Origin of the sequence: Caballeronia fortuita, assembly GCF_001544835.2 — a bacterium.
In the GTDB taxonomy this organism is placed as follows: domain Bacteria; phylum Pseudomonadota; class Gammaproteobacteria; order Burkholderiales; family Burkholderiaceae; genus Caballeronia; species Caballeronia fortuita.
Genome location: NZ_FCNX02000017.1, coordinates 42,042 through 67,383, shown reverse-complemented (window position 1 = coordinate 67,383; position 25,342 = coordinate 42,042). Strand labels below are relative to the sequence as shown.

The following is a 25,342-nucleotide window of genomic DNA, read 5'->3' as shown; positions in this document are numbered from 1 at the left end:
GGAATGTCGCATAATTCAGCAACGTCCCAAGCGGTATACTGGTGAGAATTTGCGGCAGCGTGTCGAATGAATCTTCCGCCGGCTTAACGGTTCACGCTGCCGCTGCCGCACTGCAGCAACCCTTATTCCCAAGAACAACAATGAACGTGGACTTACCCGTTTCCGCCTGGATTTCCGTCACCGCGCTCGGCAGCGTGGGCGTCATGGGGCCCGTGGCGCTGATCGTCGCCGCATGGCTCGCAATCGGTTATCGCTGGAAATATGCGGGCGCTTGGCTCGGGCTGCTCGGCGCGGCGAGCGGACTCGTCGCGTTGAGCAAGATCGCGTTCATCGGCTGGGGAATCGGCGTGCGCCATCTTGATTTCACCGGCATCAGCGGACATGCGCTGATGTCCACGGCGGTGCTGCCTGTCGCGATTTTCGTCGCGCTGCTGCCCGCGCGCGGTGCAGTGCGCGCCGCGGGCGTCATGCTAGGTCTGCTGATCGGCACGTGGGTCGGCGTGTCGCGCGTAGTGCTGGACGCGCATTCGGTATCGGAAGTGGTGGCGGGCTGCGCGCTCGGCGCGGTGGTCGCGCTCGCGTTCGTGTGGATCGCGTGGCGCGCGGAGGCCGGCAAGCTCGCACCGATGCCCGTCGCGGCGAGTCTCGCGGCCGTCGTCGTGGCTTTGCACGGCGTGCCGGTGCCCACGCAGCACTGGATCACGGAAATCGCGCTCGGGCTGTCGGGCCACGAGCGCCCTTATGTGCGGGCGAGCTGGAAGGCAAAAACCTTCCGCGCACCGGATCGCCGCACAGAACGACCCTCAGAAGAACGCGCCGCCGCCTGAAACGGCCGCTGCCTTCGGCGTGACGCTCAGTCGTTCACGCCAATAATCACGCTCGACGCCTTGATCACCGCCACCGCCTTCTGACCTTGCGCGAGGCCGAGCGTATCGGCGCTCTGGTTCGTAATGATCGCGGTGATCGTCGTACCGCCGTCGAGCGACAGCGACACTTCCGCATTCACCGCGCCCTTCGTCACGCTGGCAATCGTGCCGCGCAATTGATTGCGCGCGGACAGCTTCGCATTCGTGTCTTCCATCAGCATCACCCACGACGCCTTGATGAGCGCGAACGCCTCGCTGCCTTCCTTCAGGCCCAGCGACTGCGTGCTCTCGTGCGTGACGACGGCGACGATCGTCTGGCCGCCCGGCAAGCCGAGTTCGATTTCGTCGTTGACCGCACCGCGCGTGACCTTCGTCACCTTGCCGGCCAGTTGGTTGCGTGCGCTTGTTTTCATGCCAAGTCTCCCGATAAGTTGCCAATCGCGGGCGAAGCCCTCGATGGCCGCGCCCGCCCGTTCCAGAAATTTTCGATGCTCGCGCTCGATCGCGCGATATGTGTCGATGAGACGCAGCGCCGCTGGCGTGAGCGTCGTGCCGCCTCCGCCTCGGCCGCCCGCCGCGGTCGTCACGAGCGGCTCGCCGGCGAGGTTGTTCATCGCGTCGACCGCATCCCACGCGGCCTTGTAGCTCATGCCGACGGCCTTCGCCGCCGCGGTGATGGATCCCGAGTCGCGGATCGCGGCCAGCAGCGTGATGCGCGCCGCGCCGCCGAGCGTTTCCGTGCCGCTTCGCAGCCATACGGCGCCGCCGAGTTCCAGCGGATCACGTGCCTTGGACGGTGCTGTTGTATTCACTTATCGCCTCTTGGATCGTGCTGAAACAATGAAACGCGTGACGCATTATATCGATGCCTTCACACGCGGACGATGCAGCGCCCGAAGCAGCCGCTCGCCCTCCTGCGCGTCCTTTCGCGCCGACGCCGCGCCCCACGCCCGCGCGAAACCGCGCTGATAGTCGGTGGCTTCGGACAAGGCCGCGAGCCGATCGGCGGCGACGGACGCATCGTTCGCTTCGCCGAGCACCGTCTGCAACTCGCCGAGCAGCTTCGCCGTGTCCTTGCGCGTGCGCCGCGACGTCACCGCGCGAAAAAATTCGAGCGCGTAGCGCAGGCGTTTTGCGTGGATACGCACGCGATGCCGTTCGTGTGCTTCGAGCGACACCAGATCGGGCACGCGCGCGATCCGCCGATAATCCTTGCGCAGCCGCTTTTCCGCATAACTGACGAAGCGCACCGGCGACTCGTCCTCGTGCGATGCAAAGCGCGCGAGCCATTCGACGAACGCGAGTGTCAGGCGCGCATAGCGTTTCGACGCGAGCGCGTCGCGCACCTTGTCGCGCGCGACCTGGCGCTTCACGTCCGCAGCGGCGATGACGGGCTGCCAGCGATCTGCGCTGTCGTCCGCTTCGGCGTACGCGGGCAGCGTCTTGTCGGTGAAGACGTCCCAGTCGCGCGCATCGGCGAGCTGATCGCCGAACCACTTCAGATCGGGCGCGATGCGCGTGTTCCAGGCATCGTCGACATAGTCGCGAAAGAGCTTGAGCAGCGTCTTCAGCCGCCGCTGCGCGACGCGCAACTGATGCACGTGTTCATCGCCGAGATTCGGGCGCGCAGCCGCCGCGTTGCCGAACCATTGGGCGGCCACCGACGCCGCGATCGCAACGAACGCTTCGCGGCGCGTCGCGGTGCGCGGCAGATCGAGCTTCGCGGCATGCACAGGCTCGCTGCGCGCTTCCTGCGCGTCGTCCGGTGCGATGAAGAACGGCGCCGCGTCGAGCACGTCGCCCGCGAGGCCGAAAACGGCGTCGAGCGCGCCGTTCACCGCCGGCGTCGCGAACCGCAACACCGGCGAGCCGTGCTCCGGCGTTTCGAGCGTCACGAGGACTTCCGCGCCGCCTTTCTCGACGCGCCATTGAATGCGCTCGATCTTGCGCTCAGGAACGCCGACGGTTTCGCCGCCGTCGTCCTCGGGCGTCGCGGCGCTTTCCGGCCGCATATGCCGCTGCGCGCCCTCGAGCGGCCCGGCGAGCGCATCGTCGGATTGCGCGAAGTCGATCAGCGACGCCGCCAGATCCTCGCCCGCAGGCCGCGCGAAGGTCCGATAGCGCGTGAAGCCGGGCATCGGCGCGCCTTCCTCCTGCACGGCGCACAACGTGCGCGCGCCCTCTTGCGTTTGGACCATCAGCCGCCAGCCCGCGCTTTCCAAAGGAATCTCGCGCGTGGAATAGCGCGTCGGCGCGGGCGTCACATGCGCAAACGCGGCAATGCGCTGCAATTCGTCCGCGAGCGGACCGATCGCTTCGTCGTCCGATCGATGCGGTTGCAACGTCACTTCGACCCACATCGTCATGAACGCTCCCTGAGCGGTCTTGCGCCGCCCCTCAATTCATACGAAATCATTGTCATTTCCCGATTCATGAAAACGACACACGCCACGGGAAACATGCTCATTCGAGCTTCAGAAACGCTTCTTGTCTACCTGTCATCTTCCGATACGACTCGCGCAGGACCAGCCCCCAAGGACGCGACATGAACCAGATTGCCTTTCCCCAATCCCGAGAGGGCCGCACGTTCGGGCAGCGACTCGCGCTGCTGATCTTTTTGCTCGCCATCGGCGCGGGCGCCGTCTATTGCGTGCTGCATCTGCTCGAAGACCTCGCGCCGGTACGCGAATCGTCGGCGTTTCCGTACATCCTGCTCGGCGTTGCGCTGCTGATCGCGCTCGGCTTCGAATTCGTCAACGGATTTCACGATACGGCCAACGCCGTTGCCACCGTAATTTACACGCACTCGTTGACGCCAAACTTAGCGGTCGTCTGGTCGGGCGCTTGGAATTTCATCGGCGTGCTGATTTCGAGTGGCGCGGTCGCCTTCGGCATCCTGCAGTTGCTGCCGGTCGAACTCATCCTGGGCGTCGGCAGCTCGCAAGGCTTCGCGATGGTCTTCGCCCTTCTGATCGCGGCGATCATCTGGAATCTCGGCACCTGGGCGCTCGGTCTTCCCTCTTCGAGTTCGCACACGCTGATCGGTTCGGTGATCGGCGTCGGCCTGATGAACCAGATGCTGCACGGCACGAACGGGACGTCGGGCGTCGACTGGAGTCAGGCGATGTCGGTCGGCAAGTCGCTGCTGTTCTCGCCGCTCGTCGGCTTCATCCTCGCGGGCTTTCTGCTTTACGTGCTGAAGCTGGTCGTGCGCGTGCCGGCGCTCTACAAGGAGCCAGAGAAGAACACGCCGCCGCCGTTCTGGATTCGCTGCCTGCTGATCCTGACGTGCACGGGCGTGTCGTTCGCGCACGGATCGAACGATGGCCAGAAAGGCATGGGCCTCATCATGCTGATCCTGATCGGCACGGTGCCGACCGCATACGCGCTAAACAAGGCCGTGACGGCGAACGAAACGCAGACCTTCGTCGCGGTGAGCCACAGCGCATCCGGCGTGCTGCAGCGCTACAGCAACGGCGCGGCGCCCGCTGCCGACGCGCGCGCGCAGGTCGAGAAATTCGTACAGACGAAAACGCTCGCGCCGAACACGATCGCGTCGCTGAAGAGTCTCGTCGATTCCATCGAATCGCAGATTCGCCCGAGCCCGACGATCGCCGACGTGCCGCAGGGCAATGTTCGCAACGTGCGCAACGAGATGTACATCGCGTCCGAGGCGCTGCGCATCATGGAGAAACAGAAAGCGCCCGCGTTTTCGACGGACGATGACGCCGTGCTCAACAACTACAAGAAGCAGCTCGACCACGCGACCAAGTTCATTCCGACGTGGGTGAAGGTCGCCGTGGCCGTCGCGCTCGGTCTGGGCACGATGGTCGGCTGGAAGCGCATCGTCGTGACGGTAGGCGAGCGCATTGGCAAGACGCATCTGACCTACGGGCAAGGCGCATCGGCGGAACTGGTCGCGATGCTGACCATCGGCGCCGCCGATGCCTATGGCCTGCCCGTCAGCACGACGCACGTACTGTCGTCGGGCGTCGCGGGCACGATGGCCGCGAACGGCTCCGGATTGCAGTGGCGCACAGTGCGCAGTCTCGCGCTCGCGTGGATTCTGACGCTGCCGGTATCGATCGCGCTCTCGGGACTGCTGTTCTGGGCGTTCCGCGGCATCTTCTGAACGCCGGATCGGACAAACGGCGCGCGAAGCCTTCTAAGGGCTTGCCCGCGCCGTGCAACTTTTGCCTACCGCGCTTCGTTTCGACTCTCCTTTTCGACAATCGTCGGTTCACGCGCGCATTGCGCCGCTGCGCGGAAAGCCTTGCGCCACGGGCTTTCGTGCGCATTGGCACGGCCATTGCTCTACTGAGTCCGTCGATCGCAACACTGATCGCGCCGGCGGCCCAGCGCCGCCGCACACCCGGCGTATGACTGTCGATGACAGTTGGGAGGCTGCGCCGGGCGCCGATCCGTCAAGCGGTCAATTTTAATAAGGAGAGTCGAATGACGATCGGAACCATTCTGCTGATCATCCTGATCCTGCTCTTGATCGGCGCCATTCCGTCCTGGCCGCATAGCCGCAGTTGGGGCTACGGGCCGAGCGGTATTCTTGGCGTCGTGCTGGTCGTGGTGATCGTGCTTTTGTTGATGGGCCGCTTGTGAAGTCACACTGCCGCGCTTAGTCGCAAAAAAAGGGCGCTCCGTCGGAGCGCCCTTTTTTACGTTCGTTCTTGCGTGCTCAGACGCGCATCACCTGGCCGTTCGGTTCGATCTTGCGCGGAATGACGGGCTCATTCTGCTTGGGCGACATGGTCTTCGGACGCGGCGTCGCGTTCGGCTGCTCGCTAGCGGTTTTATCGGCGACCTGTTTGACTGGCGTCGCGCTCTTGCGCTTTTTCTTCGCCGCGGTCTGCGCCGCGTGCGTCTTGCTCTTGCCCTTCACGGACTGTGCTTCGGGAGGATTCCAGACTTCGGTATAGCGCTCGGCCGCGAAAAGCGATGACGAGCCGATCAGAAGAACGACGATCAGGAATACGCGCTTCAAGTGATTCGCTCCAACGGTTAGTGGCCCGCTCTGCGCGAGAGGATGGCGTCGAGCGACTGCTCGGATGTTTCCAGTTCGCGCAACGCGGCGTCGAGACGCTCGAGGGAGCGCGCGACAGAATGCCCGTCCGGCTCGAAACCGGACTCGCCGCGCGTGGCATCGAACGCCGCGTTGACCGCGCGCGTCGCGCGCATGAAACGTTCGAGCGCAGCGGCTTCGAGCGGATCGTTGCGTGGGGTCATCGGCAAGCTCCTGTTGCAGACAAGCTGTACGAATATACAGTAAGCCGACGCGGCGGCAAACGAGCGCCGCGCGACGTGGCGAAAATGCCGAAGCGCCTCTTGACCGGCGTATGCGGCCGCCATCGGTGACATCGCGAATGGTGTGCGGCGACATTTCGCCGCGCTCCCAAAGGCCATCCTTAGCGATTAAGTTGCGCTTAATTCTCTGCCGACACACTCGTCTCGCGATCCGGCTCCAATGCCGCCGTCCGCACCGGACGGCCGACCCATCACCGAGAGGAATGTGCCATGCCAGCAAACACCGTCGCACGCCGAAGCTCCGCCAATCTCGCCCCGACGATGCGCAAACAGTACGCGCTCACGCTGCGCGAATGCCGTCTGTCGCTGCCGGTCGAGCGACCTTGGGGCGCGCCGTATCGAATGGTCGAATGGGTGATGAAAAACGATCAGCGCGTGCAGTGCTGCGTGCTTCCCGCCGACTGCACGCCGTCGCAGATCGCCGATGCGCTCAAATCGCACGTGCCGGGCCGCCGCTATGGTCCGTCCGACGACGAAGAATGATCCGGCGCCGCGAGCAGAAAAGCGCATGACATCCTTGCATTAATCCATATATGGACTAATATGCAGGACAAGTTCCTTTCGAGACTTGATGACATGTCTAACGCCGCACGCGCCGAACATGCGCCGGCAGGCCGCCCGGTGCCGCGTCCGGCGCTGGATTCGAGCGATCTCTCCGCCGCCGGCCTGCGCGCCTTTTTCCGCATCGCCAGCGACTGGGAGCTATCCGCCGAAGAGCAGATTACGCTGCTAGGCTCGCCCGGGCGCTCTACCTATTTCAAGTGGAAGCAGGACCCCGAATCCGCCCGCCTCGCGCGGGACACGCTGGAGCGCCTTTCGCTGATTCTCGGCATCTACAAGGCACTGCAAATCCTCCTTCCCGATCCCAAAGCCGCTGACACCTGGATTCGCCGCGCCAACGCGGCGCCGCCGTTCGGCGGCCGCCCGGCGCTGGATCGGTTGCTCGCGGGCAATATCAGCGATCTCGTCGCCGTACGCCAATACCTCGATGCGATGCGAGGCGGCTGGGCGTGATGGGGATCGCTTTCAGCAAGGAAACGTCGAACTGGCGCGAACGCTGGCCGCATAGCCTCATCGACTGGTCGCCTGCATATCGCGTGATCCCCACACGCTTTCCGGCTGTCAATCTATTCGATCGCGTGGCGTCGCCAGAAGATTTCGAGGCGCTCTACGCGCTCGAAGCCATGACCAACGACCGGCTGCGCACGGAACTCGGCGAACTCGATCTCGTGCCGCCCGACGAGCGCTGCTTCGGGCCGGGTTGCGGGCCGATCATGGCCGCGTTCACGCACTTGAATCCGAACGGCAGCCGCTTCTCCGACGGCAGCTACGGTGTGTTCTATTGCGGCCGCGAACGTCAGACGGCGATTGCGGAAACGCGCTATCACTCGGGACTCTTTCTCGCCGCGACGAACGAAGCGCCGCTGCGCCAGCAGATGCGTCTCTATCGCGTGACGACGCATGGAGAAGCCGTCGATCTGCGTGGCGACGCGATCGCGCAAGCCGGGCTCGACACGCGCATCCTCGCGCCCGATGACTACTCCGCGGGCAAGGCGCTTGGGCGCGCGGTGCGCACGGCGGGTGCGCCGGGCATCGTGTATCCGTCGGTGCGCGATCCGGATGGGGAATGCCTCGCCGCCCTGCGCACGACGATGTTGCGCGACTGCCGCCACGCCGCGTATCTCGAGTACAACTGGAACGGCGAGACGATCGATTACGTCTTCGAGCTGAATCGAATCGGCTGATCGGGCAAACGTTTCACACGCCCTAGCCGATCGCCACCGCCGTTTGCGTGCGCACACGCGCGAGCTTCTTCGACGCCGGGCGCGCCGCCTTGCTCGCCGGCTTTTTCGCGACGTTTTCCAGAGCCTGCGACGCCGCGTTCTTGCCGCTCGCCTTCAGCGCACCGGCGCGCGCCTTGCGGCTCGATTCGCCGAGCAGCCGCGTGAGGCGCGCATCGCTCGGCGCAGCGCCCTTGCGGTTCTTGCGCGCCGCCTCGCGCGTGCGGCGTTTCGCTTCCTTTTCGAGGAAGATCGCGAGGGCCGCTTCGTCGGTCTTGAGTCCGTGACGGCGGGTCGCGGGCATCGACTCGGCGAGTTCGCCCGCTTCGAACGCCTCGATCACCGCCGGATGCACATAACACTTGCGGCACACGGCGGGCGTGTTGCGCAGCAGTTGCGAGACTTCCTTGACCGTGCCGACGATATGCTTGCGCGCCTCCGTCACCGTCTCCCAGTTCAGCTTTCTCAGCGCCGCGAGCGCGAACACGCTGCCCGCCCATGTCCGGTAGTCCTTCGCCGTGAAATCGGCGCCGGTTATCTCGCGCAGATAATCGTTGATATCGGATGAAGAAACCGAATGGCGCTCGCCGTCGGCGTCGAGATACTGGAACAAATCCTGGCCCGGCAGGTCCATGCAGCGTTTGACGATGCGCGCGACACGCGCGTCGCTCACGGCGACATCGTGCTCGATGCCGCTCTTGCCGCGAAACCTGAACCGCAGCGTTCCCGCCGACACTTTCAGATGACGCTTTCGCAGCGTCGTCAGCCCGTACGAGCGATTCTCCCGCGCATATTCTTCGCTGCCGACGCGGATCAGCGTCGTATCGAGCAGCCGCACGACGGTGGCGAGCACCTTGTCGCGCGGCATGCCGTCGAGCGACAGATCGCGCGTGACGCGCGCGCGCAGCTTCGGCAGCACCGCAGAGAACGCGAGCATGCGCTCGTACTTGTTGGCGTCGCGGGTTTCGCGCCATTGCGGGTGATATCGATATTGCTTGCGCCCGCGCGCATCGCGCCCGGTCGCCTGGAGATGGCCGCGCGAATCGGGGCAAATCCAGACATCGACGTAAGCGGGCGGAATCGCGAGCGCGTTGATGCGGCGAATCTCGGCTTCGTCGTCGATGCGCTTGCCCTGCGTGTTGAAGTACGCGAAGGCGCCGTCGATCCATTCGCGCGTATAGCCGCGCCGTGAATCGTCCATATAGCGCAGGCCCGGCGGCAGGTCTTCAGGGCACCCCTGCACGCCCGCGCTTAAGGGGGCGCTGGCCCCGCCGCCTGTTTCGTTGTTCGTTCCGATTCTCGCCACAGCGCGCCTCGCCCGGTAGTTTCCACTGATTCGGTTGATCTTCGATCGTTGGCGAAACGTCGAGCAACGTGCGTGCCGGGTTAGTTGGGCGTCAAGGCCACGCGAGTTCGCTCGCGCCTTCGGACGACGCCCAGCGCTCCTTCACCGACCAGCGCTCGTCGGTGCCGGCCTGGACGATCGTGAGCCGGCCTTCGGGCGCGAACGCGCACGTATCGATGTAAATCTGCGAGCCGATTCTCTTCACCGCGCGCGTCGGCGTATGGCCGCAATACGTGGGCGACAGGCCGAACTGCTGCGCCGGGTCCGCGTGGCCGAGCGCGAGGCCGCGGCCCCACAGGATCTGGCCGCGCACGTCTTCGTGGAAGTCGCCGGCGTCGAGTTCGGCATCGTTGCCGAAGAACTCCGCATGCAGCACGTTGAAGCGCCGCTCGCCCTCACCGACGATGCGCACGAGCGGCAGCGTCGACAGGCGCGTGGCGAGCGTGGCGAGTTCGTCGTCGGGGATCGTTTCGGCCCACGCGCCGCCGATCGCGTACCACGACTGACGGCGCATCGCGCCCGCCGCGACCGCGATCAGCGCATCCTCGTGATTGCCGAGCACCGGATAGAACCACGGCTTGTCGATGAGATCGATCGCGGCGAGCGAGTCCGTGCCGCGATCGACGAGATCGCCGACCGAGAACAGCCGGTCGCGCGCGCCATCGAAACCGATTTCGTGCAGAAGAAAGCGCAGCGCATCGACGCAGCCATGCAGATCGCCGACCACGAAATCGCGGCCGAGATCATTGGCGGGATGCCTGACGACGATAGGATAGGTAGGACCATTCATGCACCGATGATAGCGCGCGTCAATGACGTCGTGTGCGGCCTAAATCGCTTTTGCAAGCAGTTTGGAAGGCGCTTGCACACTCGTTACAACGGCGTTACCGGCGCAGCGAAGCAGCGCGTAAAAGCTGCCGTGCACGCCCGGACGGGATGGCAGTATTGCAGCGTTCTGGAACTCAGCTTGTTGAAAGGCGCGCGGGCAATAATCGCGGCGTCGGGCGTACCTGCCTCTCATGCGGACACCAACGAAATGAAGCTCATGTTCCCGCCAGTCCTGCGCAACCGGCCGCGCGCGCTGATCGGTCTCGCGGTCGGCTGCGTCGTCGCCGCTCTGGTTCCGGCGCACGTGCGCGCGACCGCGCGGGCATTGATCGGCTGGGACACGGCCGTATGGCTCTATCTCGTGTTGCTGTGGCTGAAGATGGCGTCCGCGCGCCAGAGCGACGTGCAGGAGCTCGCCGAACGCGAGGACGAAAACGCCGCGACCGTGCTGATGATCGTGAGCGTTGCGGCGATCGCGAGCATCGTGGCGATCGTCGTCGAACTGGCGACGGCGAAGAACATGGGCTCGGGCGCTGTGCTGCACTACGTGCTAACAGGCGCGACGATGCTCGGCGCCTGGTTCCTCATCCCGACGATGTTCACGCTCCACTACGCGCGGCACTATTACCAGTCCCCGGACAACGATGTCGCGCTCAGATTTCCCGACCGTCATCTCAGACCGGGTTACTGGGACTTCCTCTACTTCTCCTTCACGATAGCGGTCGCGTCGCAGACCGCCGACATCGCGCTCGCCTCGACGTCGGCACGCCGCACGGCGCTCGCGCAATCGGTGCTGTCGTTCTTCTTCAACCTCGCCGTGCTCGGGCTGTCGATCAACATCGCGGCAAGCATGGTCGGCGGCTGAAACGACGCTGTCACGCGCCCACCATAAGCTCACTGGACGCGCCGTGTAAAAACGCGGCGCGCGCCGCAGTCAGTTTTACACGCGGCACGCTCGTGCCACCTCCTCGCAGCGCCTGGCGCGCGGCGGCGGTTCTTGTCGTCTCATAGGCGGAATCGAACGTGTCGCGCCGCACGCATGACCCCCGGCCGTGGCACAGCGATTGCTGCATTGCGCCAGCCCATCCAGAAGCATTCCCGATCAGCGCTTTGCATGCGCGGCCTCTCGCTCGCGCGTTCCTCTTGCACAGGAGCCCATTTTGCCTTTGAACGTTCTGCTGGTCGCATCTGAAGCCGTCCCGCTCGCCAAGACCGGCGGACTCGGCGACATGGTCAGCGCCTATGCCGCCGCGCTTCGCGAAGCCGGCGTCGATGCCACTATCCTGCTTCCCGCTTACCCGAATGCCATCGCCCAGGCGCAAGGCCTGAGCAAGGTCGGCATGCTCACCGGCCTGCCCGGCGGCGACGCCGCATTGCTGCGGGGCCGCATGCCCGGCACCGGAGTCCCCGTGCTGCTGCTGCGCTGCGACGCGCTCTATGCGCGCACCGGCCTCTATCAGGATGCGCAGGGCCGCGACTATCAGGACAACGCGATCCGCTTCGCAACGCTTTCGGCGGCGGCGGTCAGAATCGCGCAGGGCGTGCGCCGCGTGAGAAAGCCCGACATCGTTCATGCACACGACTGGCATACCGGCCTCACGCCGCTTTTGATGAAGCACGCGGACGTGCACGCAAAGAGCGTTTTCACGATCCACAACCTCGCATTCCAGGGCAACTACGCGCTCTCGCTTGGTGCGTCGCTCGGCGTGCCCGAAAAGTGGCTCGTTCATGCGTTGAGCGATCCGAAGAGCATCGAGTTCTATGGCGCGTTGAGTCTGATGAAAGCGGGCATCGTGCACGCCGATCGCGTGACGACCGTCTCCGAAACCTACGCGCGCGAAATTCTCACGCCGCGCTTCGGTCATCTGATGGAAGGCGTGCTGCAAAGCTGTGCCGACAAGCTCTCGGGCGTCGTGAACGGCATCGACGAAGAAACGTGGGATCCCGCCAGCGATCCGCTCATCGAACGCAACTATTCGTTCGACGACATGCGCGGCAAGCACGCCTGCAAGCGCGCGCTGCAACGCAGGTTCGGCCTGCCCGTCGATCCTTTTGCGCCGCTCATGGCGATCGGCAGCCGTATGACCGGTCAGAAGCTCGCGGACGTCGCGCTCGAAGCGCTGCCGCGTCTGCTTGCGAAGCATCCGCGCTTGCAGCTAGCGGTGATCGGCAAGGGCGAGGCGTATATCGAAGCGGGCTTCAGAAAGCTCGCGCAAGAGTGGCCGGATCGCGTGGGCGTGTATATCGGATATGACGAGCGGCGCGCGCATGCGCTGCATGCGGGCGCGGACATCCTGCTGCATGGCAGCCGCTTCGAGCCGTGCGGCCTCACGCAGATGTACGCGATGCGTTACGGCACGCTGCCGGTCGCATCACGCGTGGGCGGCTTGGCCGATACGATCGTCGACGCGGCGCGAGATGCTGCACAGGACGCCGCGCATGGTATGCCCGACGTGCTGCGTCCATCGATCTACCTGCGCGACGGCACGCATGACATGCCGGTTGCCGCGATCCCCGCGATTTCAACGCCGCGCGCCGCGCACGCACCCACCGGCTTTCTCTTCGATGGCGAACACGCCGACGATATCGTCAACGCCGCGAGCCGCGCACTCGATGCCTACATGCGTCCGCAAGTGTGGCGGGCGTTGCAGCGCAACGCGATGTCCTGCGATTTCGGATGGAACGAAGCCGTCGGGAAGATGGTCGCACTGTACGTCGGCCTGAGCGACGCGCGTCCGAGCCGCACCGCTTTGCGTGCGCGCCGTCCCGCCGATGTCGCGCCGGCAGCCGCGCAGGCACAGGGCGCGCAGTCTCTGGCGCGCACCGCGTGAGCATGCCGGCCGCAGTTGCTCCATAGTAGTGCCTCGATGTAGACCGACGCCGGGCGCGGCACGCAACGTGCTGCCTCGCCCCGTGCGGTCCGATGGGAAATTCACTTGGGGACCGTGGCGCCCACCGTGAGCGCGAAGCGCGCTCGATGCACGGTGCATCGCGATAACGCGGCCAGGCAGGCGTCGATTCACGCGGCGCCAGGGTGTAATCTGAGTTCCGCCTGATTGTCCGCGCGATTCGTGACGCGCGGACCAGCTCTTCAGCCAGTTTGGCCCGTGAGCGTGATCGCGATTGATGCCCGCATCCCCGCCACCGCAGGACGACTCTGGAAAAGACGAACGATGGAAAACCATCAAGCTCATCATGCGTACGCGCCGCGTATCTACTTCATCGATCCCCTGCTCGTCGGCCCGCTCGCGAACTGGCCCGCCCAATTCGAGCACGCCGCCGGACTCGGCTTCGATCACGTCCTGATCGGCTCGCCGTTCGCGCCCGGCAGCAACGGGCATCGCGAGGCGGTCGCGGATCATCATCGGCTGCACCCGGTCTTCGAATCCGATGCGAGCGCGTCCGATGTTCTGCGCCAGCTCGCCGATGCCGCGAAAACGCACAAGCTCACTTTGCTCGTCGATATCGTGATCGACCGCGTGAGCGCCGAAGGCGGTCTCTATCAGGACAACAAGCACTGGTTCCAGCCGTTCGAGAGCGCCGATGCGCGTCTCGATCCGCGCAAGCCGCCGCGTCAGCGCGACGTAGCGTGGGCCAATTTTGCCGATGGCGAGGCCGCGCATCAGTTGACCGAATGGTGGGCGCGCGAGCTGAATCTGCTCGCCGATGCCGGCATCGGCGGCTTTCGCTTCGATTCCCCGCACGCGGTGCCTGCACACGTATGGCGCAGGCTCGGCGCGGCCGTCCGCGAAAAGCATCCGGACACGCGCTGGCTCGCCTGGACCGTCGGCGTCACGCGCCATGATCTGCATGGTCTCGCCGATGCCGCGTTCGACGCCGTATTCGCATCGACGCGCTGGTGGGACTTCCGAAGCGCGTGGCTCTTCGACGAGCACGCGGCGCTTTCGCGCATCGCATCGCCGATCACGTTTCCCGAGGAGCCGTTCGGCGCGCGGCTCATCAGCGACCTCTCCGACACGAGCGACACCGCGCTCGTCGAGCGCGCCTACATGCGCGCACTGGATTCCGCAGCCGCGCTCGGCACCGGCATCATGGTGCCGATGGGCTTCGAATACGGCGTCGCCCTGCCGATGTCGCCGCAATACGGCATCGCCGCCGAGTACGAGCGCGCGAAGAACGAGAAGCGCATCGACCTCACGGCGCGCGTGCGGCGCGCGAACGATCTGCAGCGCAACGTCGGCACCTTGTCGAGCGTCGGCGAGATGCGCGCGCTGACCGGCGCGGGCACGCCCTACGCGGCGCTCATTCGCGCGGACGGCGGCGATCTGCGCCGCAGCGACGACGCCGTGCTCGCCGTCATCAATCCCGATCTCGTCACGCCCGTACACGTCGATACGCTGCATCTGCTCGAATCGGTGCCGGGCAACTACACGCGTTTCGCGCTCATCGACGACGCGATGGGCAAGCCCGAGCGCCTCGAGCCTTTTACGCTGAAGGCGGGCGAAGTACGTCTCTATCGCGCGGAAGCCGAGCCGTTCATCCTGCTTGCGCAGCCGCAAGTGAAGCGCGGCGCGAAAGCCGCCGACAAGAAATCGGTGGCCGAGGCGATCGCCGCACCGCGCGTGTCGATCGAAAGCGTGACGCCTTCGGTCGATCATGGACGGTTCCCGGCGAAGCGCATCGTCGGCGAGGCGGTCGAGATTCAGGCCGCGATTTTCGCCGAAGGACACGACAAGATTGCCGCCGCTGTGCAATGGCGTGCCGCCGACGAAACCGAATGGCATGAAGTGCCGATGCGTGCCGTGCAGCCCGCCGGCCTCGATCTGTGGAGCGCACGCATTCCGCTCGAACGCGTGGGCCGCCACGAATTCGTAGTAATGGCGTGGCGCGACGATTACGCGTCGCTCGTCGATCACATGCAGAAGAAGCTGAAGGCCGGGCAGACCGTCGAACTCGAAGTCGAGGAAGCGAAGCATCTCTTCGCACTTATCCTCGCCGAAGTGAAGACCGCCGACGACGCCGACAGCGCGCCGCTCGAAGCGATCGTCAAGGAGTTCACGAAAGCGAGCGATGCGCGCAAGCTCGAACTCGTCCTCGCGGGCGCGACCGCGAAAGCGGTGGCGGCGGCGCGGCATCGCCCGTTCCTGTCGCGCGATCCGGTCGTCTATCGCATCGATTCGGAACGCGCCGCCGCGCGCTTCGCGAGCTGGTACGAGATCTTCCCGCGCTCGATGAGCGACGACGTGAACCGTCACGGCACGTTCATCGACGTGATCGGCAAGATGCCGCGCATCCGCGAGATGGGTTTCGACGTGCTGTACTTTCCGCCGATCCATCCGATCGGCGTCGCGAACCGCAAGGGCAAGAACAACACGCTGACCGCGCAGCCGGGCGATGTCGGCAGCCCGTATGCGATCGGCGGCAAGGAAGGCGGCCATACGGCGGTGCATCCGGAGCTCGGCAATCTCGACGACTTCAAGCGCATGCTCGAAGCCGCGCACGAACACGGGCTCGAGATCGCGCTCGACTTCGCGGTGCAATGCTCGCCGGATCATCCGTGGCTGAAGGAGCATCCGACATGGTTCGCGTGGCGTCCCGACGGCACGCTGCGCTACGCGGAGAATCCGCCGAAAAAGTATCAGGACATCGTGAATCCGGACTTCTACGCGCAGGACGCGAAGCCCGAACTGTGGACCGCATTGCGCGACGTGTTCCTGCACTGGATCGCGGCGGGAGTGCGCATCTTCCGCATCGACAATCCGCATACGAAGCCTTTTCCGTTCTGGGAATGGGTCATTGGCGACGTGCGCGCGCGCCATCCCGATGTGATCTTCCTCGCCGAAGCGTTCACGCGGCCGCGCGTGATGAACCGTCTCGCGAAGCTCGGCTTCTCGCAGTCGTACACGTACTTCACATGGCGCGAGAGCAAGCGCGATTTTCTCGAGTACATGCACGATCTCACGCAGACGGATGCCAAGGACTATTTCCGCCCGAACTTCTTCGTGAACACGCCCGACATCAACCCGCGCTTTCTGCAAAGCTCGGGGCGGCCGGGCTTCGTGATTCGCGCGGCGCTGGCGGCGACCTTGTCCGGCTTGTGGGGCGTGTATAGCGGCTTCGAGTTGTGTGAGTCGGCGGCGCTGCCGAACAGCGAAGAGTATCTGGACTCCGAGAAGTACGAACTGAAGGCGTGGGACTGGAACCGGCCCGGCAACATCGTCACGGAGATCACGGCGCTCAATCGCATCCGCCGCGCGAATCCCGCGTTGCAGACGCATTTGGGCATCAATTTCCTGCCCGCGCATAACGATCACATCCTGTTCTTCGAGAAGGCGAACGCATCACGCGATAACGTCGTGCTCGTCGCGATCAACCTCGATCCGTTCAACGAGCAGGGCGCGGATATCGAGCTGCCGTGGCAGACGCTCGAACGCTGGGGCGTGCGCGAATGGGATGCAGTGGCGGTCGAGGATCAGGTCACTGGCGACAAATTCGAATGGCGCGGACGGCGCCAGCACGTGCGGCTCGATCCGCATTCGCTGCCGTTCGCGATCTGGCGCATCGCACCGACGTGGGGCTTGCCGAAGCCTCAGCCGGACGAAGCATGATCGCCTGACAAGCAAGCACACCCATAACAAGGGCCGCAGCCAGCCCATGCATATTGGAGCGAAACGTGGATACAAGGGTGAAGCGCAACAAGAAAGCCTCGATTCTCAGCGATGACCCGCTCTGGTACAAAGACGCGATCATCTATCAGGTTCACATCAAGTCCTTCTTCGATGCGAACAACGACGGCATCGGCGATTTCCCCGGCCTGCTCGCAAAGCTCGATTACATCGCGGAGCTGGGCGTCGATGCGATCTGGCTGCTGCCGTTCTATCCGTCGCCGCGCCGCGACGACGGCTACGACATCGCCGATTACCGCAACGTGCATCCGGACTACGGCACCATCGCGGACGTGAAGCGCTTCATCCAGGAAGCGCACGCGCGCGGCATACGCGTCATCACCGAACTCGTCATCAATCACACGTCGGATCAGCACCCGTGGTTTCAGCGCGCGCGTCATGCGAAGCCGGGTTCGAATCATCGCAACTACTACGTGTGGTCCGACACGGACAAGAAGTACGAAGAGACGCGCATCATCTTCATCGATACCGAGCCTTCGAACTGGACGCACGATCCGGTTGCGGGTCAGTACTACTGGCATCGCTTCTACGCGCATCAGCCCGACCTGAACTTCGATAACCCGGCCGTCATCAAGGAAGTGCTGTCGGTGATGCGCTTCTGGCTCGACATGGGCATCGACGGGCTGCGGCTGGATGCGGTGCCGTATCTCGTCGAACGCGAAGGCACGAACAACGAGAACCTGCCCGAGACGCACGAAATCCTGAAGAAGATTCGCGCGACCATCGACGCGGAATATCCGAACCGCATGCTGCTCGCCGAAGCGAACCAGTGGCCGGAAGACGTGAAGGAATATTTCGGCGACGAAGACGAATGCCACATGGCGTTCCACTTCCCGCTGATGCCGCGCATCTACATGTCGATCGCGAGCGAGGACCGCTTTCCGATCACCGACATCATGCGGCAGACGCCGGACCTCGCCGAAACGAATCAATGGGCGATCTTCCTGCGCAATCACGACGAACTCACGCTCGAAATGGTCACCGACTCCGAGCGCGATTATTTGTGGAACACCTATGCGAGCGATCGCCGCGCGCGCCTGAATCTCGGCATTCGCCGCCGTCTCGCGCCGCTGATGGAACGCGACCGGCGCCGCATCGAGCTGATCAATTCGCTGCTGCTGTCGATGCCGGGCACGCCCGTCATCTATTACGGCGACGAGCTCGGCATGGGCGACAACATTCACCTGGGCGACCGCGACGGCGTACGCACGCCGATGCAATGGTCCTCCGACCGCAACGGCGGTTTCTCGCGCGCCGATCCCGAGCAACTCGTGTTGCCGCCGGTGATGGGCTCGCTGTACGGCTATGACGCGGTCAACGTCGAATCGCAAAGCCGCGATCCGCATTCGCTCTTGAACTGGACGCGCAAGATGCTCGCGGTGCGCCGCTCGAAGCACGCGTTCGGACGCGGCACGATCCGCTTTCTGCGGCCTGCGAATCGCAAGATCCTCGCGTATCTGCGCGAACTGGAAGGCGAGCCGCCGATTCTCTGCGTCGCGAACCTGTCGCGCGCGCCGCAGGCGGTCGAACTCGATCTGTCGGAATTCGACGGCTCCGTGCCGCTCGAAATGACCGCCGATTCGCCGTTCCCGGCTATCGGCAAGCTGACTTATCTGCTGACGTTCCCGCCTTACGGCTTCCTGTGGTTCCAGCTTTGCCCGGGCAACATGCGCCCGGCATGGGCGCAGGCGCCGTCCGAACAGTTGCCCGAATTCGTGACGATGGTGATTCGCGCGGGGCAGACCGGTCCGACGCCGGAAAACGTGCGCCTGCTCGAATCGGAAGTGCTGCCGAACTATCTGAGCAAGCGGCGCTGGTTTGCATCGAAGGATCAGAAGCTGCATGCGGTGCGCCTCGCCGCGCTGACGACGATCGAAGGCGCAGGCTTCGCGTTCACCGAGATCGAAGCCGATGTCGGCGATCACTGCGAGCGCTACGTGCTGCCGCTTTCCATCGCGTGGGGCACGGAGACGACGTCGCCGCTCTACATGCAGCTCGCGCTCGCCCGCGTGCGCCGCAACCGCAACATCGGTCATCTGACCGACGCCTTCGCCGTGCCGCAATTCACGTATGGCGTGATGCGCAAGCTGAAGGAACGCGCGGTCGTGCCGACGGTGCAAAAAAGCGAGATCCGCTTCCTTCCGACCGAACGCCTGGACGAACTGAACTACTATCCCGCCGATCCGCCGGAAATTCGCTGGCTCGCGGCGGAGCAGAGCAACAGCTCGCTCGTGATCGGCGAGAAGGTCGTGCTGAAGCTCGTGCGGCGCGTGGTCGGCGGAATCCATCCGGAAGCGGAAATGAGCCGCTATCTGACGAAGCTCGGCTATGCGAACACCGGCCCGCTGTATGGCGAAGTCGTGCGGGTCGATCCGCAAGGCGTGCCGCATACGCTCATCATCCTGCAGGGTTTCATCGACAATCAGGGCGATGCGTGGAATTACGCGCTCGATTATCTGCGCCGCACCGTCGATGAACTTGCGGTCGTCGTCGAGTCCGACGAGCACACGCAGGAACGCGATGCGCAAGCCGAAGGCTTCGCGGGTTACGCGAGCATCGCGGGCATCATCGGCAAGCGGCTGGGCGAATTGCACGTCGCGCTCGCATCGCCGACCGACGACGAAGCGTTCGCGCCGCAACGCGCGACCGCAGAAGACGTGAAGGGCTGGGTCGACGGCACGCTGAAGCTGCTCGAATCGGCGCTCGACATCCTCGCGCAGAAAATCGGCGATTTCAGCGAGCACGATCGTTTCCTCGCGCAGAGCCTGCTCGATCGCCGCGACATGCTCGTCGATACGGTGAAGAAGCTCGTCGCGTCCGACGCCGATGCGCTCTGCATCCGCATCCACGGCGACTTCCATCTCGGCCAGGTGCTGATGGCGCAGGGCGATGCGTATCTCATCGACTTCGAAGGCGAGCCGGCACGCGCGCTCGACGAGCGCCGCAAAAAGACGAGTCCGCTGCGCGATGTCGCGGGCCTCTTGCGGTCGCTGTCGTATGCGAGCGCGGCTGCGCAATCGACGACGGAGAATGCGCCCGCGCAGACGGCGGATCGCAAGCGCGCGCTCTTCGAACGGCTGCGCGCGTCGGCCGAGGAGAGTTTCTTGCGGCAGTACACCGAGGCGATCGCCGCGTCGCCCGAAACGATCGCGGCCGAAGACGTGTTTCAACCGTTGCTCGATCTCTTCCTGATCGAGAAGGCCGCTTACGAAATCCGCTACGAAGCAGCGAACCGGCCGACCTGGATCGGCCTTCCGTTGCGGGGTCTCGCGTCGCTCGCGAGCCGCTTGCTCGGAGACACGGGCGAGCCGCCCGCGCCCGGCACGCGGCCCGTGATCGGAGCAACCAAGGACAATCCGGATGGAACTCACCATGAACACTCGTAGCGATCCGGCGGATACCAGGAATCCGGCGCACGGCCTCAATCCGCTCGACATCGACGCGCTCGTCGAAGCCCGGCATCCCGATCCGTTCTCGATGCTCGGCCTGCATGAAACCGATCTCGGCCATGTCGTGCGCGTGTTTCTGCCGGGCGCGTCGTCGGTGAGCGTCGCCGATGCGGGCAACGGCGAGCATCTCGGCTCGCTCGCTCGCATCCACGACGCGGGACTGTACGCGGGCTTCGTGTCGAGGCCGGCGGCGTATCGTCTGCGGATCGACTGGCACGGCACGCCGCAGGAAACGCACGACACGTATTCGTTCGGCCCCGTGCTCGGCGATGAATGGCTCAACCGTCTGTCGCAAGCCGATCCGTATGCGGTGCTCGAATGCCTCGGCTCGCGTCTAATCACGCATGGCGGCGTCGCGGGCGTGCGCTTCGCGGTGTGGGCGCCGAATGCCCGGCGCGTGTCGGTCGTCGGCGACTTCAACACGTGGGACGGGCGGCGCCATCCGATGCGTCTGCGGCACGGCTCGGGCGTGTGGGAGCTGTTCATTCCGGGCATCGGCGCGGGCACGCGCTACAAGTACGAGATCGTCACGCGCGACGGCCATACGCTGCCGCTCAAGGCCGATCCCTGCGCGATGCAGAGCGAGAAGCCGCCGTCGACGGCATCGGTCGTCGCGGATGCCGATGCGATCGACCACTACGCATGGACCGATGCCGAATGGATGAACACGCGCGGCGGCAAGCAGACGCCGCAAGCGCCGATCGCCATCTACGAGGCGCATGCCGAATCGTGGCTGCGCGTGCCTGAGGAAGACAATCGCGGCATGAACTGGCACGAGCTTGCGGAGCGCCTGATTCCGTACGCGAAGGGCATGGGCTTCACGCACCTCGAATTCATGCCGATCGCGGAGCATCCGTTCGGCGGTTCGTGGGGTTATCAACCGCTCGGACAGTTCGCGCCGTCCGCACGCTTCGGCACGCCGGAGCAGTTCGCGGAGTTCGTGAACCGCGCGCATGAAGCGGGGCTCGGCGTCATCATCGACTGGGTGCCGGCGCATTTTCCGAACGACGCGCACGGCCTCATCCAGTTCGACGGCACGCCTTTATACGAGCACGCGGACCCGCGCGAAGGCTATCACCAGGACTGGAACACGATGATCTACAACCTCGGCCGCAACGAGGTGAGCGCGTTCCTGATCGCATCGGGGCTGGCGTGGCTGAAGCGGTATCACGTCGATGGCTTGCGGGTCGATGCGGTCGCGTCGATGCTGTACCGCGACTATTCGCGCAAGGCGGGCGAATGGGTGCCGAACATTTACGGCGGGCGTGAGAATCTCGAATCGATCGCGTTCCTGAAGCGGCTGAATCACGAAGTGCGGCAGATTCCAGGAGCGATCACGGTCGCTGAAGAATCGACTGCGTGGCCGGGCGTGACGGCGGATGTCGAGAGCGGCGGCCTCGGTTTCGACTTCAAGTGGAACATGGGCTGGATGCACGACACGCTGCATTACATGCAGGAAGATCCGGTGTATCGGCAGTATCACCATCATCTCTATACGTTCGGGATGGTGTATGCGTACTCCGAGCGCTTCGTGCTGCCTTTGTCGCATGACGAGGTGGTGCATGGCAAGGGATCGCTGGTCAACAAGATGCCGGGCGATCGATGGCAGAAGTTCGCCAATCTGCGCGCGTACTTCGGCTTCATGTGGACGCATCCGGGCAAGAAGCTGTTGTTCATGGGCGGCGAGTTCGGGCAGTTTGCCGAATTCAATCACGATGAATCACCGCACTGGCATTTGCTCGACGACGCGCTGCATGGCGGCTTGCAGAAGCTCGTGCGCGATCTGAACCATCTCTATGCGAGCGAGCCTGCGTTGCACAAGCTCGATAGCGATGCGCGCGGCTTCGAGTGGATCGTCGGCGATGACAACGCGAATAGCGTGTATGCGTATCGGCGTACGGATGCCGAGGGGCGCGATGTCGTCGTGTTGTGCAATATGACGCCGGTGCCTCGGCTGGCTTATCGCATTGGATTGCCGCGGCGCGGGCGCTGGAGCGAGATCTTCAATTCCGATGCTTCCATTTATGGCGGATCGAATATGGGGAACGGCGGTTTGATTCATACGGATGACTATCCTAGTCATGGGAGGGAGCAGTCGGCGGCGTTGACGTTGCCGCCGTTGGCGACCATCGTGTTGCGGGCCGATTGATGGTGGGGTTCGGCTTTTTATTTCGCCGGATCCCGTTTTCTTTGTGGTCTATTGGCACTGCCCCTGTGCGGGGCGGCACTTACTTTCTTTGCTGCTGCAAAGAAAGTAAGCAAAGAAAGCAGCTTTTCACGCCCGCAGTCACACGCACGTTGGGTAGTTCTCTCGTTCGAGGCGGCACTCGCCTAAAGAGTGCCCCCAAAGGACGAAGCGGGCTTGGATCGCGCACGGTCTGACGAGCTAGTCGTTTGAACACGCTGGCTCAGCACCAAATACTTCGGCACAGCGCTACGCGCTGCCGCCGGGTATGCAAGGGAAACCAAGGTGAAACGCACGCGGTGAGATGGATTCTTTAGTAGAGAAGCACCCGCAGACCTGATTGACCGGTCGGCCGCGAAGCGGGCCGGAGCTATCTGGTGCTAAACCCGCGCGTGAGAAGGACTAGCTCGTCAGACCGTGCGCGAGCCAAGCCCGGCGAGTCCGACGAGGGCACTCTTTAGGCGAGTGCCACGGAGGACGAGAGAACTACCCAACGTGCGTATGACCGCGGGCGTAACAGAAGCTGCTTTCTTTGGTTACTTTCTTTGCAGCAGCAAAGAAAGTGACTGCCGCCCCGCACAGGGGCAGTGCTAATAGACCATAAAGAAAACGGGATCCGGCGACAAAAAAGAAGAAAGACAAAACCGAGGACAACCGGCAGAAGCAAAGTCAAAAGCAAGAGGCGAAAGGCAATGGCAAATGCACTCCCCGACAAGTTACTCCCGGGCGCCCCCTACCCGCTCGGAGCCAACTGGGACGGACTAGGCGTCAACTTCGCGGTGTTCTCGTCAAATGCTCACCGCATCGAGGTGTGCCTCTTCGACAGCACCGGCCGCAAGGAGCTCATGCGCTTCGATCTGCCCGAGTGCACCGACGAAGTCTGGCACGGCTATCTGCCCGGCGCGCACCCCGGCACCGTCTACGGTTTTCGCGCGCATGGTCCGTATCAGCCGCAGCAAGGTCATCGCTTCAATCCGCATAAGCTGCTGCTCGATCCCTACGCGAAGAAACTCGTCGGCCCGTGGAGATGGTCCGATGCCCTCTTCGGCTATCGCGTGCATTCGAACCGGCTCGACATGTCGATGGATCGCCGCGACTCCGCACCCGCGATGCCCAAGTGCATCGTCACCGACGACGCCTTCGACTGGTCGCGCGACGTGCGCCCCGACACGCCGTGGGGCGAAACCATCGTCTACGAAACGCACGTGCGCGGCACATCGATGCAGCGCCACGACATCCGTCAGCACGAACGCGGCACGTTTGCCGCGCTATCGTCGCCGTGGTTCATCGAACATCTGCAGAAGCTCGGCATCACCGCCGTCGAATTCCTGCCGGTCCACGCGTTTCTCAACGACCGCTTTCTCGTCGAGCGCAGTCTCAGGAATTACTGGGGCTACAACACCGCCGCATTCTTCGCGCCGGAGCCTTCTTATCTGTCGACACATCGGCTCAACGAAATGCGCATCGCCGTGCGCCAGTTGCACGCAGCCGGCATCGAAGTGTTTCTCGATGTCGTCTACAACCACACGTGCGAAGGCAACGAACTCGGGCCGACCGTCTCTTGGCGCGGGCTCGACAACGCCAGCTATTACCGCCTGATTCCGGGCGACGAGCGCCATTACATCAACGAAACCGGCTGCGGCAATACGGTGAACCTGTCGCATCCGCGCGTGCTGCAAATGGTCATGGATTCGCTGCGCTACTGGAGCACAGCGTTCAATATCGACGGCTTTCGCTTCGATCTCGGTGTCACGCTCGGCCGCGAAGGTCACGGCTTCGATCCGGGCTCGGGCTTCTTCGATGCGATCCGCCAGGACCCGATTCTCTCGACCCGCAAGCTCATCTCGGAGCCTTGGGATATCGGGCCGGATGGCTATCAGGTCGGGAATCATCCGCCGGGATTCGCGGAATGGAACGACAAGTATCGCGATGGCGTGCGCCGCTTCTGGCGCGGCGATTCCGGCATGCGTCCCGATCTCGCCGCGCGTCTCACCGGTTCCGCCGAACTCTTCAATCGCCGCTTCAGAAAGCCGTGGGCGTCAGTGAACTTCGTCGCGTCGCACGACGGCTTCACGCTCGCCGATGTCACCGCGTACTCGCACAAGCACAACGAAGCGAATCAGGAAGGCAATAACGACGGCCACAACGAGAATTGCAGCGCGAACTGGGGCATCGAAGGCCCGACCGACGATCCCGCGATCCTCGATGTCCGCGCGCGCCTCGCCCGCTCGATGATCGCGACGACGCTGCTCTCGCTCGGCACGCCAATGCTCCTCGGCGGCGACGAATTCGGCCGCACGCAACGAGGCAACAACAACGCCTATTGCCAGGATAACGAGATTTCGTGGATGGACTGGGACGCGGCGCAAAGCCCCGCGGGCGTCGAGATGACGGAATTCGTCGCGCGCGTTATTGCACTGCGCAAAAACTACCCGGTGTTGCGCGAAACGCGCTTCCTGTACGGCGATCGCGAAGTGCTGCCGGGGCTTTACGACGTGAGCTGGTTCGACGAACGCGGCAACGCGCTCGCGATCGAAGCTTGGCAGGACCCGGAAGGCCGCGCGCTCACGCTGCGGCGCGCGGGACCGGGCGTCGATGGCGAGATCGACGTGCTGCTGCTCATGTTCAACGCATCGTCGCAGGCGCTCGTATTCACGCCGCCCGCGCCACACTTGGAATGGAACGTGCTCTTGGATAGCGCAGAGCCCGACTCCGTGACGCGGCCGCTCGTCGGCAGTGAAATCGAGGTGGCGGCGCACAGCATCGTCGTCATGCTGGCCGAGCCGACCGGCGACGCCGACTGGCAGGCGGTCTGGATGGCGGGCGCGCATCAGGGACCGCGGCTTCTGACGGCATTGCCGCCCGATCCCGGCACGATGACCTCGCATCGCGATCCCGAAGTCGACTCGCCTCACTGACAGCCTC

The 25,342-nt window shown here is 64.2% G+C and carries 18 protein-coding genes; 12 read left to right on the top strand and 6 right to left on the bottom strand.

Annotated features, from left to right (window positions below; translation table 11 throughout):
* Positions 1–140: 140 nt before the first annotated feature.
* Positions 141–827: a phosphatase PAP2 family protein gene (locus AWB77_RS27535; protein WP_061137633.1), complete on the top strand. Its 687-nt coding sequence runs from the start codon at positions 141–143 to the stop codon at positions 825–827.
* A 26-nt stretch (positions 828–853) separates the two neighbouring features.
* On the opposite strand, the gene AWB77_RS27530 is transcribed toward AWB77_RS27535, so the two are convergent.
* A complete protein-coding gene (locus AWB77_RS27530; RefSeq protein WP_061137632.1) occupies positions 854–1,678 on the bottom strand; it encodes a TOBE domain-containing protein in 825 nt (274 codons plus the stop codon).
* Between the two features lie 45 nt (positions 1,679–1,723).
* Positions 1,724–3,232, bottom strand: a complete 1,509-nt coding sequence (locus AWB77_RS27525; RefSeq protein ID WP_061137631.1) for a CHAD domain-containing protein — start codon at positions 3,230–3,232, stop codon at positions 1,724–1,726.
* A gap of 179 nt (positions 3,233–3,411) precedes the next feature.
* On the opposite strand from AWB77_RS27525, the gene AWB77_RS27520 reads away from it, so the two are divergent.
* The gene (locus AWB77_RS27520; RefSeq protein ID WP_061137630.1) at positions 3,412–4,998 is read left to right on the top strand and encodes an inorganic phosphate transporter; all 1,587 of its coding nucleotides are present in this window, start codon (positions 3,412–3,414) and stop codon (positions 4,996–4,998) included.
* 323 nt (positions 4,999–5,321) lie between these two features.
* Positions 5,322–5,480, top strand: a complete 159-nt coding sequence (locus AWB77_RS34100; RefSeq protein ID WP_035502384.1) for a DUF3309 family protein — start codon at positions 5,322–5,324, stop codon at positions 5,478–5,480.
* 76 nt (positions 5,481–5,556) lie between these two features.
* Here the strand turns inward: AWB77_RS34100 and AWB77_RS27515 are convergent, their stop codons facing one another.
* On the bottom strand, positions 5,557–5,862 hold the full coding sequence (locus AWB77_RS27515; protein ID WP_061137629.1) for a hypothetical protein: 306 nt from the start codon (positions 5,860–5,862) through the stop codon (positions 5,557–5,559).
* A gap of 17 nt (positions 5,863–5,879) precedes the next feature.
* Complete coding sequence (locus tag AWB77_RS27510; RefSeq protein WP_061137734.1) at positions 5,880–6,104, bottom strand: hypothetical protein; 225 nt, start codon at positions 6,102–6,104, stop codon at positions 5,880–5,882.
* A 288-nt stretch (positions 6,105–6,392) separates the two neighbouring features.
* On the opposite strand from AWB77_RS27510, the gene AWB77_RS27505 reads away from it, so the two are divergent.
* The 3 genes from AWB77_RS27505 (at position 6,393) to AWB77_RS27495 (ending at position 7,927) form a co-directional block, all read left to right on the top strand.
* The gene (locus AWB77_RS27505; protein ID WP_061137628.1) at positions 6,393–6,665 is read left to right on the top strand and encodes a DUF2866 domain-containing protein; all 273 of its coding nucleotides are present in this window, start codon (positions 6,393–6,395) and stop codon (positions 6,663–6,665) included.
* A 93-nt stretch (positions 6,666–6,758) separates the two neighbouring features.
* Complete coding sequence (locus tag AWB77_RS27500; protein ID WP_061137627.1) at positions 6,759–7,196, top strand: MbcA/ParS/Xre antitoxin family protein; 438 nt, start codon at positions 6,759–6,761, stop codon at positions 7,194–7,196.
* Positions 7,196–7,927 carry an RES family NAD+ phosphorylase gene (locus AWB77_RS27495; RefSeq protein ID WP_061137626.1) on the top strand — a complete coding sequence of 244 codons (732 nt, stop codon included), beginning with the start codon at positions 7,196–7,198 and terminating at the stop codon, positions 7,925–7,927. The genes AWB77_RS27500 and AWB77_RS27495 overlap by 1 nt, the downstream gene beginning before the upstream one ends.
* Before the next feature lie 22 nt (positions 7,928–7,949).
* Here AWB77_RS27495 and AWB77_RS27490 read toward each other — a convergent pair whose 3' ends face one another.
* Positions 7,950–9,269, bottom strand: coding sequence for a DNA topoisomerase IB (locus AWB77_RS27490; protein ID WP_061137625.1), 1,320 nt, complete (start codon positions 9,267–9,269; stop codon positions 7,950–7,952).
* A 91-nt stretch (positions 9,270–9,360) separates the two neighbouring features.
* A complete protein-coding gene (locus AWB77_RS27485) occupies positions 9,361–10,098 on the bottom strand; it encodes a metallophosphoesterase (RefSeq protein ID WP_082852766.1) in 738 nt (245 codons plus the stop codon).
* Positions 10,099–10,344: 246 nt separating this feature from the next.
* Here AWB77_RS27485 and AWB77_RS27480 point away from each other — a divergent pair, with 246 nt between their 5' ends.
* The 6 genes from AWB77_RS27480 (at position 10,345) to glgX (ending at position 25,335) form a co-directional block, all read left to right on the top strand.
* Entirely contained in the window at positions 10,345–11,001 is a 657-nt protein-coding gene (locus tag AWB77_RS27480; RefSeq protein WP_061137623.1) for a DUF1345 domain-containing protein, read from the top strand.
* Positions 11,002–11,296: 295 nt separating this feature from the next.
* Positions 11,297–12,967, top strand: coding sequence for a glycogen synthase GlgA (glgA, locus tag AWB77_RS27475; protein ID WP_061137622.1), 1,671 nt, complete (start codon positions 11,297–11,299; stop codon positions 12,965–12,967).
* Between the two features lie 342 nt (positions 12,968–13,309).
* Complete coding sequence (locus AWB77_RS27470) at positions 13,310–16,705, top strand: maltotransferase domain-containing protein (RefSeq protein WP_063936572.1); 3,396 nt, start codon at positions 13,310–13,312, stop codon at positions 16,703–16,705.
* Between the two features lie 65 nt (positions 16,706–16,770).
* The gene (gene treS / locus AWB77_RS27465) at positions 16,771–20,169 is read left to right on the top strand and encodes a maltose alpha-D-glucosyltransferase (RefSeq protein ID WP_341845003.1); all 3,399 of its coding nucleotides are present in this window, start codon (positions 16,771–16,773) and stop codon (positions 20,167–20,169) included.
* Positions 20,156–22,381 (top strand): 1,4-alpha-glucan branching protein GlgB, encoded by a 2,226-nt coding sequence (glgB, locus tag AWB77_RS27460; RefSeq protein WP_061137732.1) that lies wholly within the window; start codon positions 20,156–20,158, stop codon positions 22,379–22,381. The genes treS and glgB overlap by 14 nt, the downstream gene beginning before the upstream one ends.
* Positions 22,382–23,109: 728 nt before the next feature.
* Positions 23,110–25,335, top strand: coding sequence for a glycogen debranching protein GlgX (gene glgX / locus AWB77_RS27455; RefSeq protein ID WP_061137620.1), 2,226 nt, complete (start codon positions 23,110–23,112; stop codon positions 25,333–25,335).
* The last annotated feature ends 7 nt before the right edge of the window (positions 25,336–25,342 follow it).